The following is a 12,961-nucleotide window of genomic DNA, read 5'->3' as shown; positions in this document are numbered from 1 at the left end:
GGGCCATTGCTCGGGATGGACGGCCGTATCGGCGGCCGGTGCGGCGCCTAGCGGCAGGCAAGCCAAGGCGATGGCCAAGGCGATCGGTGCGATACGCAAACGACGGACAAACGCCAGCACGCTGTTCTCCCCTTCACGATAAAAATCATCGGCACTCCCCAGGAGCTGCCCCGAAGCCGTGAGCCTGCCAGAAATGACAGCGCTGTCAATTGGCGATGCACCAAGCGATAAAGAAGCGTCCACGTAGGTTGGGGTGAGCCGCAGGCGACTGCGAAGGCAGGATGCCGTAGCGAACATCCGCGTAGCGGATGGCCCGAAGGGCGGGCTGCTGAGGCAGCCCGTAACCCCAACAAACCTTCCCAAGACCTTGCGCCCCTCATGCCCCAGCGTCCGTTGGGGTTACGGGCTGCCTCAGCAGCCCGTAACCCCAACCTACGCGGATGCTGTCATGCCGGCTTGGCGGTCGACTCGCGCAACTGCAATGTGTAGGGCACCTGCAGCAACAACCCCGTACCACGCCCACGCAGCTTGTCCATCAACTGCAAGGTAGCGAGCTTACCCATCTCGCGGCTCGGCTGCCGCACGGTAGTCAACGGCGGCCACAACTGCGTCGCCAGCGGCGTGTCGTCGAAGCCGCACACCGACAGATCGCGCGGCACCTTCAGCCCGCGCTCGTTGGCTGCCCACATCACACCGGCCGCCATATCGTCATTGGCCGCAAAGATCGCCGTCGGCCGCTTTGCCAATTCGAACAGACCGCGCGCCGCCATCACGCCGGAGCCGAAGGTGAATTCCCCTTGCACCACCAGCTTCGGATCGAACGCCAACCCGGCCGCCGCCAAGGCATCCTTGTAGCCCTGCAGGCGCCAGCGGCTCGCGCCGTGGTTGGCGATGCCGACGATATGGCCGATGCGCTTGTGCCCCAGTTCGACCAGGTGCTGCACCACCGCCTTCGCCGCCTGCTGCTCGTCCATGCACACGCCGATCGCCTCGTCGCGATGCAGCGGCGAGATGCAGGCGTACGGCACGCCGTGCTCCTGCAGCCGGCGCAGCAGCGGGGCGTGGTCGGTGAGCGGCGGGGTCATGATCACGCCGTCGATATGGTGGTCGGCGACCAGCGCGTCGATGCGGCGGATCGGATCATGCCCGCGCAGGCGCAGCGGGCTGACCATCATGCTGTAGCGGTGCGCGTCGCAGGCATCGAGCACGCCGTCCTGGATCTCGGCCAGGTAGGTGGACGCCGGGTTTTCGTTGTTGTCGTACAGCATGGCGATCAGGAACGAGCGGCTGCCGGCCAGGCCGCGCGCCGCGGGGCTGGGCCGGTAGTTCATCTGCTCCATCGCGGCCAGCACTTTCTTGCGCGTGGAGTCCTTGACCGATGGTTCCTCGTTCAGCACGCGGGACACCGTCTTGGGCGACACGCCCGTCGCGCGCGCTACGTCTTCCAGGCGGACCCGCATGCATGTACCCCACGTCGACTGCCGCAGGGGACTATGCCTGCCGCGCCGGACGCTTTACAAGGAGGCGCCCGGCGCGCGGAACCGCCGCACTATCCGGCAATCCCATGGGCCGGCCACTGGAACCGCCTCGATGAAGTCCACCAAAGCGCTCGACCTGGATGCCGTGAAGGCCTTCGTCTTCATCGCCGACCTGCAGAGCTTCACGCGCGCGGCGCAGTCGCTGGCCACCACGCAGTCGGCGCTCAGCCTCAAGCTGCGGCGGCTGGAGGAACAGCTGGGCCGGCGCCTGCTGGAGCGCACGCCGCGGCAGGTGCGCCTGTCGGCCGAGGGCTCGCTGTTCCTGGAGGCGGCACGCGCCCTGGTCGGCGCGCACGAGCGCGCGGTGTCGTCGTTCCACGTCGAGCGCCGCCGCCTCACGGTGGGCATCAGCCAGCTGATCGTCGGCAGCGAGCTGCCGGCCCTGCTGCGCCATATGAACGAGCATGACCCGCATCTGCTGCTGGAATTGCGCGTGGGCGGTTCGCGCGAACTGCTGCAGGCGTACGAGGAAGGCGCGCTCGACGCGATCCTGGTGATGCAGCCGGAAAGCCGCCGCCAGGAGGGCGAGGTGATCTATGCGGAACAGTTCGCCTGGATCGCCGCCGCCCATTGGCAAGCGCGCCCCGGCGAGCCGTTGCCGCTGTCGACGCAGGGCGAGTCCTGCAGCATCCGCGCGGCGGCGGTGCGGGCGCTCGACCAGGCCGGCATCGCCTGGACCGAAGTCTTTATCGGCAAGGGCGCGGCGGTGCTGGGCGCCGCGGCGGCGGCCGGGCTGGCCATCGCCGTGCTCGCCCGTCGCGCGGCGCCGGGCGGCACGGTCGATGTAGGACCGGCGCTGTCGCTGCCGGCGCTGCCGCGGCAGGACGTGGCGCTTTACACGGGGCTCAACGATCGCCGCTCGCGGCAGGCCCTGCAGACACTCGCGGAAGCATTCAAGCAGCTGGCGGGGTAGGTTGGGGTGAGCCGCAGGCGAACCCCAACATCGCAACATGGATATGCATCGCAACGTTGGGGTTCGCCCGCGGCTCACCCCAACCTACGCCCTTCGAGGGGCGCCGCCCGCACGAGCAAGGGTGCCGGCGCTTGTCCCGATGGGCCAAACCGCGCCGTCCGGGCCATGCCCTCTCGCGCGCCGGCCGCGTCGGCGCTAATGTCGCTGCACTCTTCCCACGCCGATGATGGCCCGGGAGAACGCGGTAGGGCCGGCGATCCGGAAGATCGCCGCCTTGGGGCGCTGCCGGCCAGGCCGGCGGCACCAGCACAGAAACAGGGGTGGAGCAGTGGTGGTTTCGTTGTATTCCCGGCGCTGGGAAAGCGGCTGGCGGCACATCGCGCTGGGCCTGTCCCTGCTTGCGCTGGCCGGCTGCGCCCGGGTGAGCGTGATCCGTTCCGAAGTGAACAAGGCGCTGAACGGCCCGCCCACGCCGAAGTCCGCACCCGCTGACAGCGGCGAGGTTCGCGATGGCGACCTGATGCCACCGGCCACGGTGGTCAACACCTATCTGCAGTACGGCCGCTACGCCGACGGCGAACGCCGCCTGCGCCAGTACCTGGCCCGCTACCCCGGCGACCGCGCCGCGCAGGGCCTGCTGCGCCAGCTCACCGCCGACCCGCGCGAAGCGCTGGGCGCGGCTTCGCGCAACTACGTGGTGCAGCAGGGCGATTCGTACAGCACGCTGGCCTCGCGCTACCTGGGCGACGCCAGCCGCTTCCTGATCCTGGCGCGCTACAACGGCTCGAACGACCCGTCCGCCTTGCACGTCGGCGATACGGTGCGCCTGCCCACCGCGCCGTCGCGCGCGCCGGCGGCGGACACCCTGGTGGTGCGCGCCACCGCCGATGACTTGCTTGCAACCGCCCCGGCTCCGGCGCCGGCATCGCCGCCGGCGGCCACGGCCAATGCCGGCCCCGTCGATGCGCCGCGCCTGCAGGCGGAAAGCACCGCCTTGCTGCGGCAGGGTCGCAAGAGCGATGCGCTGGCGAAGCTGGACCAGGCGCTCAAGCTCGATCCGCACCTGAAGCCCGCGGGCGACCAGCAGCTGCGCGAGCAGCTGCTGTCCACTTATCACGAACGCGCGGTGCTGCTGTACCGCGACCAGAAGCTGGACCAGGCGATCGCGCTGTGGGACCACGTGCTGGATATCGACCCCGCCTACGAGCGGGCGGTGATCTATCGCGCCCGCGCGGTCGAGCTGAAGCAGCGCCTGAAGCAGCTCTAGGACCGCGAGTTCGCCTGCGGCGCGGGTTCTTCGCTGTCGTCGTCGGCCTGCAGCACCAGGGTCGGCTGCGCGGCCGCATCCGCGGCGGCGCCCGGCGCGGCGGGGTTTTCGCCCGGCTGGCGCGCCTGCAGCGAGCTGTTCATCAGGTTGAAGGTGGCGAACAGGCGGCCGAGTTCGTCGCGCCGTGCCAGCCGGATGCGGTAGCCGTATTCGCCGCGCGCCACGCGCAGCATCGCCTCGCCGAGCATGCCCAGCAGCGCCAGCGGGCGGCGGAACAGCGCGTAGGCGGCGCCCACCATCGCCGCCAGGGTCAGCACGAGCACCGCGGCGATCACCCAGAAGGTGGTGCGCTGGGCGGCGGCCAGCGGCGCCGTGCTGACGCCCAGGCGCAGCAGGCCGACGTCCTTGTCCTGGTAGCGGATCGGCACGTCGAACAGCAGCATGCCTTCGTCCGCGCCGTTCGCGCGGCGCTGGTAGCTGGTCACGCCGTCGGCGAGTGCGCTGCGCGAAGCGGGGGCCGTGGGCAGCACGCCGCCGAGTTCGGCCGGCGCGGTGCTCGCCACCACCGCACCGGCGCGGTTGGCGATGGCCAGGTAATGGATCTGCTGGTTGCGCGAGACATCCTGCACCAGGGCGCGGGTGGCCGCGTCGTCGTGCAGCAGCAGGTTCTCCGCCGCCTCGGCGGCGACCACGCGGCCGAGCGAGCCGCCGAAGTCCGTGGCCAGGCCGTTCACCGCGGTGTTCTGCTTGGCGTAGATCGCGGCCAGTCCGGCCAGCAGCACCACGCACAGGATCGCCGCCAGAGCACCGATCCAGCGCGTGCGCAGCGAAATGATGCGCGAGGCCAGCGGCGACTCGTGCGCGCGCTCGTACTCCTTGCGCGCCAGGCGCAGGTCGTCGATCACCTCGGCGCCGCGCTGGTAGCGCGTGGCCGGCGTCGGCGACAGCAGGGTGCGCACGATGCCCACCAGCATGGCCGGCGTGGCCGGGTCGATCGGATCGATCGACGGATGCGGCAGGCGCTGGCGTTCGCGCAACAGGCGCGGCAGGTCGGGCATGTCCGGCCAGGGCAGCTTGCCGGTGACCAGCCAGTACAGCGTCACGCCGAGCGAGAACAGGTCGCTGCGCGCATCCGAGGGCTCGCCGCGCAGGCGTTCCGGCGCCATGTAGGCGGGCGTGCCGCCGATGATGCGGCCGTCGCCGGCGCCTTCCGCGCGGCGCTCGGCAATGCCGAAGTCGCTGAGCTTGGCGTAGTGCCAGTCGTCGACCAGCATGATGTTTTCGGGCTTCACGTCATGGTGCAGCACGCCCTGGCCATGCGCGTAGTCCAGCGCGGCGGCCATCTGCGTGGCCAGCTCGATAACCACGGACAGCGGCGGCAGGCCTTCGCGCGCGACGCGGCTGGCCAGGGTTTCGCCCGGCAAGCGCTCCATCGCCACATAGGCGCGGCCGTCCTCGGTGCGCCCGGTGTCGAAGATGGTGACGATGTTGGGATGGACCAGCTGGCCGGCGGCGCGCGCCTCGGCCAGCAGGTGTTCTTCCAGGCCGCGCGCGGCGGCGCGGCGGTGCAGGCATTTGATCGCCACGGGACGGTCGATGCCCGGGTCGAAGCCGGCATACACCATGGCCATCGCGCCCGCGCCGAGCACGCCGTCGATGCGGTAGCGGCCGATCATCCGCGGCGCGGCGACAGCGTTCATGCGCGCGTGGTCGCCCACCAGGCCAGTGCCGCGGCGCCGGCCAGTGCCACCGCCACGGCGGCGATCAGCCAGCCGGTGACGGCGCGCATGCGGCCGCCGGGCTCGCGGGTGAGGAACACGAATTCCGCCTGGCCGAAGCGCACGCGGTCGCCGTGGCGCAGCGGCGCCTCGTGCACGCGCTGGCCGTTGACGAAGGTGCCGTTGGTGGACAGCGTGTTCATGACCACGTAGTGGCCCTGCTGATGCATGATCCAGGCGTGGGTGGACGACACGCTGAGGTCGTCGATCACCACGTCGTTATGCCCGCCGCGGCCCACCGTCTGGCGGCCCGCATGCAGGGCCAGGCGGCGGCCTTCGAAGCCTTCGGAGGCCCCTTCCAGCACCGGCGAGGTGGCGCTGGCGCGGCCGGCGGTATCCGGCTCGGTCTCGGCGGCGAGCCGCTTCAGTTCCTCGGCCGAAAACAGCCGCGTACCTTGCGGGCCGGCGGAACGGCGGGGCGGGGGGCTGGCTCGATGGGTTTCCATGACGCGTTTCGCTGCGGATCAGTCCGACACTGTAGCCAACATATGTCGGCTATGGCGATCAAAGCTTGATCGGGCGCACAACCGGAACAAGCGCCGCAGCGCCGTAGGTTGGGGTGAGCCGCAGGCGAACCCCAACGCTGCGGTGCACTTGCAGCTAACGATGTTGGGGTTCGCCTGCGGCTCACCCCAACCTACGTCGGCTTTGTCGCCTGGCGGAGTGATGGCCCGGCAGGCGCCGGGCAAGCGGCCGGATCCGTCGATCAGCGCGACATCGATCCCAGCTGTTGCTGCTGTTGCTGCTGCTGGTTCTGCGGCGCCTGCTCCTGGCCCGGCGCGCTCTGCAGCTGCGCGCTGGAGGCGCTGCTCTGCGCCAGCGGGGTGTTGACCGCCTGGCCGACGTTGACCTCGGCGTGCTGCTTGAACGGCGAACGCAGGTCGCCCTCCACGGCCCAGGCACGTGAGCCGTCGTCGTTGAGCACCACGTGGTCGATCTTCTTCAGGCCGTTGCGCTGCGCCTCGACGGCCAGCGAGCCGGCGAAGTTTTCGCGCTGTCCGGCCGAGGCGCCGCCGCCGAGCTTCTGCACGCCGTCCAGCGCCTGGTTGTAGAGCGCGTGCTGCGGATGCCCCGGCTGGTTCAGCAGCGGCTTGCCGGCCTGTTCCTGCGCATGCAGCCTGGTCTGGGTCTGCAGCTGCTTCTGGGTCAGCGGGCCGGCTTCGCCGTCCTGCTTGAGGTGGTGGTCGTGCTGGAAGGCCTCCACCGCGCCCTTGGTGCCCGGACCGTAATGCCCGTCCACGCGCAGCGGCTTGCCGGCGGCGCCCTTGTAGCCCAGGTCGTGCAGCTGCTTCTGCAGGGCGCTGACGTCCTGGCCCTTGTCGCCCTCCTTGAGCACGGCATGACCGGCCGGAGCCGGATGCTTCGGCGGCGCCGCGGCGGGCGCCTCCGGCTTGGCGGTGGACGCGCCCGGGGCGGCCGGCGCGGTGGCCGACTTGGCCGGCACGCCCTTGTCCAGCTCCTGGGCGTACTTGGCGTACTTGTCCATCTGCTGGCCCATGCCCTTGTAGGCCTCGGCCACCGTCATGCTGCCGTCGCCATACAGGCCGGGATTGCGTTCGATCACCTTGTGCGACAGCACGTGATCCACGCGCTGGTCCGGGTCGGCTTTCAAGGCATTGAGGAACTTGGTGCCGCCGCCCTGGCCGAGGTTGTGCAGCGCATAGACGTTGGCATCCGCATCCGGGCCGCCCAGCTTGGCGCCGAGCTCCATGTTGGTCTTGGTGAACTCCGCCAGCATGCCGGCCTGCAGCTTGGAGTTGTTGCGCATCTCCGGCGAATTGATCTGGTCGGCGGTGAGCTTGTCGGCGTTGGGCACGCCGTACTTCTCGCCGTACTTGTGCACCATGCCGACCCAGGTGTCGTCCAGGAACTGGCCGTAGCCGTAGGCCGAGGACATCGCCTTGGTGCCGTCGAACTGCGTGACGGTGTTGAGCTCGGCGTGCTTGGCGCCGGCAATGGGGCGCGCGTGCGGGTTGTAGCCCGATTCGAAGCCGGCGATCTTGGCCATCAGGCCGGGCTCGATGCCGGCCTTGGCGGCCGCGTCGGCCAGATCCTGCTTGTTCGCTTCCCAACGTTCGTCGATCTTGGACATGTCGTTTCCTCCGTGAATGCCGTTGTCCGGTGCGCGTTACTTGGCCCCGGGCAGCTGGTACGCGTATTTCTTGGGATCGAAGTTCACCGTGAGGTCCTCGACCTTGGCCTTCGCCCTGGTCTTGGTCACCAGCAGCGGGAACAGGCCGGCGCCGGGGCGCTCGGTGACCTTGAGGTCGTAGGTCACGTCCTGTTCGCCGGACTTGGTCTGCGGGATGCGGCTGACGTCGACGAAGCCGCCCTGGCGCGGCATCACGATGCTGTAGTCGGCCACCACCTTGCCCTGGAAGGCGCCGCCGCTGACGAACAGCCAGCCGTAGTCGCCCTGGTTGCTCAGCTTGACCAGGCCGGCCTTGTTGCAGCCGCAGTAGCCGTTGCTGCCGAACTCCATCGCGCTGTCCATCGCCACGAAGGTCCATGCGCCCTTGGCGTCGATGCTGACCTGGAACGCGCCCATCAGGCCGGGATCGGTCTGGCCGTAGCTGTAGCGGTTGTCGTCGTGGATGTCGTACGCGTTGGCGGCGTAGACGAACAGCTGCTTGCCCTTGGCCGTGTCGACCAGCTCGGGCTTGCCCGGCTGCATGCAGTAGGTGAGGTCGTCGCCCTGCTCGGTGGTGTGGGTATAGCTCCAGCAGGCGTGCTTGGCGTCATACTGCTTGCCGTACTGGTCTTCCATCACCGCCTTGACGATGGCGTTGAGGTCCGGCGCGGGGGCGGCGCAGGCGGCCTGGCCCAGCAGCAGCACGGACAAGGCGAGTCCGGCCCTGGCGATCTTGTACATCCGACGTCTCCTTCGCATCACGCTTGGCTTCCTGCAATGACTGTAGCGGCGGGACTTTACCGGCTTTATGCGGCAGCCGGGTGTAAATGCAGTTAACCGTAACGCGGGGATGTGAACGGCTTCATGCGACGGGCATGTTCGGATGTTTCTAAGGCCTCGTTGGCACGATCTGCGAAGGACTGATACCCAGCACCCGCCGCACGCAGCGCGCCATATGGCCCGCATGCGCAAAACCTGCCTCGGATGCGATCGCCGTGAGGCTCAGCCTGCCCTCCTGCAGGCGCAGGCGCGCGCGTTCGACGCGCCGCTCCATCACGAAGCGATGCGCCGGCATGCCCGCGGCCTGGCGGAACAGCGGCTTGAAGTGCGACAGGCTGTAGCCGGCGACGGCGGCCAGTTCCGGCAGACCGAGGTCTTCGTCGAGATGAGCCTCGATGTATTCGATGACGCGGCCCAGGCGCCATGCGGGCAGGGCGCGCACAGGCGACGGCGTTTCCCGGCGCGTCTGCAGCACCAGCAGCCGCGAGGCGAGGGCAGAGGCGAGGCTGTCGGCGAACAGGCGGCCGCCGGGATGCCGCTCGCGCTCCTCGGCCTGCATCATCCAGCCGATGCGTTCCACCTGGGCGTCGCGGAGGTGGATCGAGGGTGCCAGCGCCGTGTCGCCCGATCCCATCGCTGCGGCGCTTTCCCGCAGCAGCTCGGGCGACAGGCGCAGCAGCAGCGAGGTCGCCGGCGCGATCAGCGTCCAGCGCGTGCTGGAACCGGCCGGCACCACGCAGAACTGTCCATGCAGACGCGTACCCTGCCGCTCGACGCGACCGGCGCGGTAAGAGACGGGCACCGGCTCGCCCAGGTGCAGGCACAGCACGTGGCGATGGTCGACCGGCGAATCGAACCGGCCCGACGGCACGGGCGAGGTGAGCACGTCCAGCAGCGGCAACGGGCCGACGGCGGAAGGGTCGGGATAGCAGTCGGGCCGGCGGGTCATGCCCGCCATCGTTCGCCGATCCCGGACGGGCGGCATGTGCCGGAAATCATCCATCCGTGCCCGGCGCCGGCCATTCGTGCACGCGCCGCTGCAATCGCGGCGCCAGCATGGCCGCCATCCCCACCCGGAGCCCGCATCGATGCAACGCCGTCAGTTCCTCCAGTACAGCCTCGCCACCCTGGCCGCCGGCGCGGCAGCCGGCCTGATCACACTGGCGCAGGCGCACGGCCTGTCCGGCGGCGGCGAAAGACCGTCTACCGGTGCGGCCGCCTTCCGCGCCATGCGCCGCTACGCCGAATTGCCATTCGGCCGCATCGCCTACGTCGACCGTGGGCACGGCAAGGCGGCGCTGTTCCTGCACGGCGCGCCGCTCAACAGCTACCAGTGGCGCGGCGCCATCGATCGCCTCGCCGCGCATCGCCGCTGCATCGCACCGGATTTCATGGGCCTGGGGTATTCGGAGCCGCTCTCAGGCCAGTCGCTGGCCGCCGCCGACCAGGCCGCGATGCTCGCCGCGCTGCTGGACAGGCTTTCCATCCACGACGTCGACATCGTCGCCAGCGACAGCGGCGGCGCCGTGGCGCAGCTGTTCCTCGTCCGCTATCCGGAGCGCGTACGCACCCTGCTGCTGACCAACTGCGACGTGGAGATCGACAGCCCGCCGCCCAAGGTCAAACCCGCCATCGAGATGGCGCGCAATGGCACGCTCGCCGAGGCGACGGCGAAATGGCTGACCGATCGCGCACTGGCGCGCTCTACTTTCGGTGCGGCGGTGTTTCACGATCCGAGCCGCTTCGCGGACGAGACGATCGATTACTACGTCACGCCATTGGTCAGCACGGCGCTGCGCCGCCAGCAGTACCACGCTTTCCATGTGGCGCTGGAACCGAATCCTTTGGCCGGCATCGAGGCAACGCTCAAGCGCAGCCAAGTGCCGGTGCGGATCGTGTGGGGAGCGAGCGACGACATCTTCGTGATGGCGGATGCGGAGTATCTGGATCGGACGTTTCCGCAGTCGAGAGGGATTCGGCAAGTAGCCGACGGAAAGCTGTTCTTCCAGGAGGAATACCCTGAAATTATCGCAGAGGAGACCCACCGTCTATGGAATATCCGCTGAGGCCTCGTCATCACAGCGGCACTGATCAATATCAGCAAGATCCTGCCGGTCCGGCGAGCCTCCGCATTCTGCTCAACACAGCCGCACTAGCCGCCACTATCACCAATCAACAAACTTGCAATTGATCTCGCCTTCCGCGGCATTGGATATCACACCGTCCGCATCAGTCATAGTAAGTCGATATTTGTGAGGGCCGGGTCTGTTTGGACAGCGCAAGGGGTAATACATAGGGGAAGATACCGAGTACCTCGATCCATACTGATTGATGCATTCGGTCGCCAATGGACCGCAATCAAACTCTTCGAAGTGAAAGTCGACTGGAGTTCTAGGGTACCCCTTAAAACTCAATGTAACTGTTCCAATGTGATTGGTATATCCGTATCCCTCACCCAGTTCCACCATGAACGGTTCACACTCCGCGCCTTCTCGATAAAGTTTGAACCCTTTCGTCAAACCACTAACGACTGCCTTCTTGAAGTCATCATCCAGCAATGCTGCCGCGTCCCCCTTATTGGAGTGGAAGGCCAGCTCTACAAGAGCAGATGGCATGGCAGCCAAGCGGTTCTCACCATAGTTCCCATCGTTCCTTGCTTCTTCGTCCATCGGAAAGTCCTCGTATCGAGGCAAGGACCGAACAATTTCTTTCATGCCACACAGGAGGCGGTCCGCCAACTTTTTACTTTCTGGCGAGCCTCTGTGGTAATAGACCCGAGTCCCCCTCACCGTACCGGATGGCTCGGCATTTGTATGGAGGTGTACGGCGGCAGCGGCATCGACATGATTGGCAAAAAACGGCCGACTCCTGATGTCTTCCAAGCGCTCCCTGCCTTGCGTTTTATCGTCAGGCAGTGAGTGCCATATCTCAGGATTCTTTGGATATTGCCAAGCGAGGTAGTAGCGAGCCGATATATGGCGCCAGGGCTGCTTGGTCTCGGCATGAGTGTAAGAGGCATCGAACCTCGCGAGCACCGGCACCGCACCCCAGATTCGCTGGCGCATCTCCTCCTGCAGGAGCTCTGCATATTCCATGGTAATGACATCCTCCTGCACGCCGTGCTGCTCACTGCGTTGGAATACCCATGAATAGTTATCTTTCTTTCCATACAACCGGTAGTAGCCATGTCCCGGCGACAGCACAATTCGCGGCACGCCATTGAGGCTAGCGCTTCGCCGCGGCGGCGGCGGACGCTCCTCCGGATGGTAGAAGTACATATCCTTGCCGTCGAACCGGAAAACTATGCCTCGATGGGTAAACCTGTCGGCCACTTCCAGATCCGCGGCATTAATGAGCCAGCTTTCGAGATCCTCCATTTCCGCTGTGTTCGACAACTCGCCCAGACCCGGGCCAAGATCGACGAGTAGCTGTCCTGCGTCATCGAACTTTACGGTTACGTTGATAGGTCCCTGCCTCTCGTCAAACCACGTGCGCCCGTTGGCCGCCTCGTACAGGCGACGGGACAGGTGCTGCTCCATCTGCCGCCTCGCCCCGGCAGCGATCAGTTCTATCGGCATGCTTCGCCCTGAACGGGTACCTGGATGTGGCGTGGATTCCAGCTGTGCGAAGGCTATTGCCATCGAGGAAGCAGGTACTAAAGCGAGATATGACATAAGGCTCGCCATGGCGAACGTGCACAACCAGCGCATAGGTATCCACCCCTGATGCTTATGGAACTCGCATCGTAGAAACTCGGCGGACGCGCGACTATCAGAGAAGTCTTCTTTAGCAGAGAATCGTAGAAATCCGAAAATCGGGCGTTCCGCAGATGCATCGATTTGCGCTCGGCGGGACACCTCAGGCTTAAGACATCCAGCTCTCTCGATCGACAATGGCTTCCATCATCATGCAAGGACGCATCCATGCACCGACTCGCCATCGCGCTATTGTGCGCATTCGCCATAGCCGCACAGGCAGCGCCTTCCGTCACGCAACTGCCGCCCGGCGTCGCCTTCAAGGGCGACTTCGAGCAAGCCACGGTTGGACCGATGCCGAAGGCGACAACCTCGTCGTGGTCAGCATGCGCAGCGACGACAGCAAGTACGAGGCCAACGACGTAGCGCGCCACCGAATGCATCGCCTCGGCCTTTTGGCTACTACACGCTCCTGCTCGCGCTTGTTGTAATCGCCGACCTCCACCCGGCGGAGAACAGTGCGATGCGCTTGAAAGCACCGATGCGTTGCGTCGAAGGGAACTACCGACCCTCGCCCGAGGATTTCGACCCCACCAAGATCGAATACGACGCAGCAGTGGCGCATGCGCTGTTCGAAGCGATGGATCGCGGATGGGATTCCGGCTTGAGCACCGATGCGCGGATGATCATCGAGGCGTATCGCAAGGCCTTGATCAATCGGGCGAATGATTTGATGTGGAAGTGGGGATATCCGTAGGAGCGGAGAGAAAACCAAACGTTCGGTTTTTTTAAGAGGCGTAGGTTGGGGTGAGCGAAGCGAACCCCAACGCAACCTTGGGGTTCGCCTCCGGCCCACCCC

General features: G+C 66.9%; 11 protein-coding genes. 4 read left to right on the top strand and 7 right to left on the bottom strand.

Annotation, left to right across the window (positions count from 1 at the left end; genetic code table 11):
- Window positions 1-446 precede the first annotated feature (446 nt).
- Entirely contained in the window at window positions 447-1,460 is a 1,014-nt protein-coding gene (locus BM172_RS20965) for a LacI family DNA-binding transcriptional regulator (protein WP_026634833.1), read from the bottom strand.
- Window positions 1,461-1,590: 130 nt separating this feature from the next.
- Here BM172_RS20965 and BM172_RS20960 point away from each other — a divergent pair, with 130 nt between their 5' ends.
- Together BM172_RS20960 and BM172_RS20955 are read left to right on the top strand one after the other, a co-directional pair.
- Complete coding sequence (locus BM172_RS20960; RefSeq protein WP_026634832.1) at window positions 1,591-2,451, top strand: LysR family transcriptional regulator; 861 nt, start codon at window positions 1,591-1,593, stop codon at window positions 2,449-2,451.
- 331 nt (window positions 2,452-2,782) lie between these two features.
- Window positions 2,783-3,718 (top strand): LysM peptidoglycan-binding domain-containing protein, encoded by a 936-nt coding sequence (locus BM172_RS20955; protein WP_231504177.1) that lies wholly within the window; start codon window positions 2,783-2,785, stop codon window positions 3,716-3,718.
- Here the strand turns inward: BM172_RS20955 and BM172_RS20950 are convergent.
- The 5 genes from BM172_RS20950 to BM172_RS20930 all read right to left on the bottom strand — a co-directional run bounded on the left by BM172_RS20950 (window position 3,715) and on the right by BM172_RS20930 (window position 9,356).
- Window positions 3,715-5,418 carry a serine/threonine-protein kinase gene (locus BM172_RS20950; protein ID WP_026634830.1) on the bottom strand — a complete coding sequence of 568 codons (1,704 nt, stop codon included), beginning with the start codon at window positions 5,416-5,418 and terminating at the stop codon, window positions 3,715-3,717. The two genes, BM172_RS20955 and BM172_RS20950, sit on opposite strands and share 4 nt — an antisense overlap.
- Complete coding sequence (locus BM172_RS20945; RefSeq protein ID WP_026634829.1) at window positions 5,415-5,942, bottom strand: FHA domain-containing protein; 528 nt, start codon at window positions 5,940-5,942, stop codon at window positions 5,415-5,417. Before BM172_RS20945 ends, BM172_RS20950 begins: the two co-directional genes overlap by 4 nt.
- Before the next feature lie 260 nt (window positions 5,943-6,202).
- Entirely contained in the window at window positions 6,203-7,588 is a 1,386-nt protein-coding gene (locus tag BM172_RS20940; protein ID WP_051548530.1) for an XVIPCD domain-containing protein, read from the bottom strand.
- Window positions 7,589-7,624: 36 nt separating this feature from the next.
- Window positions 7,625-8,368: a hypothetical protein gene (locus BM172_RS20935; RefSeq protein ID WP_026634827.1), complete on the bottom strand. Its 744-nt coding sequence runs from the start codon at window positions 8,366-8,368 to the stop codon at window positions 7,625-7,627.
- A 148-nt stretch (window positions 8,369-8,516) separates the two neighbouring features.
- A complete protein-coding gene (locus BM172_RS20930) occupies window positions 8,517-9,356 on the bottom strand; it encodes a helix-turn-helix domain-containing protein (RefSeq protein ID WP_026634826.1) in 840 nt (279 codons plus the stop codon).
- Window positions 9,357-9,495: 139 nt separating this feature from the next.
- Here BM172_RS20930 and BM172_RS20925 point away from each other — a divergent pair, with 139 nt between their 5' ends.
- Window positions 9,496-10,473 (top strand): alpha/beta fold hydrolase, encoded by a 978-nt coding sequence (locus BM172_RS20925; RefSeq protein WP_026634825.1) that lies wholly within the window; start codon window positions 9,496-9,498, stop codon window positions 10,471-10,473.
- Window positions 10,474-10,572: 99 nt separating this feature from the next.
- Here the strand turns inward: BM172_RS20925 and BM172_RS20920 are convergent, their stop codons facing one another.
- Window positions 10,573-11,985, bottom strand: a complete 1,413-nt coding sequence (locus BM172_RS20920; RefSeq protein WP_051548528.1) for an N-acetylmuramoyl-L-alanine amidase family protein — start codon at window positions 11,983-11,985, stop codon at window positions 10,573-10,575.
- A 640-nt stretch (window positions 11,986-12,625) separates the two neighbouring features.
- Here BM172_RS20920 and BM172_RS20915 point away from each other — a divergent pair.
- Window positions 12,626-12,859 carry a hypothetical protein gene (locus BM172_RS20915; RefSeq protein WP_026634824.1) on the top strand — a complete coding sequence of 78 codons (234 nt, stop codon included), beginning with the start codon at window positions 12,626-12,628 and terminating at the stop codon, window positions 12,857-12,859.
- Window positions 12,860-12,961 lie beyond the last annotated feature (102 nt).

The sequence above is a fragment of the Dyella marensis genome, assembly GCF_900112865.1.
In the GTDB taxonomy this organism is placed as follows: domain Bacteria; phylum Pseudomonadota; class Gammaproteobacteria; order Xanthomonadales; family Rhodanobacteraceae; genus Dyella_D; species Dyella_D marensis_A.
Note: the sequence above shows the minus strand (reverse complement) of the source record. Positions and strands in the feature narration are given on the sequence as shown.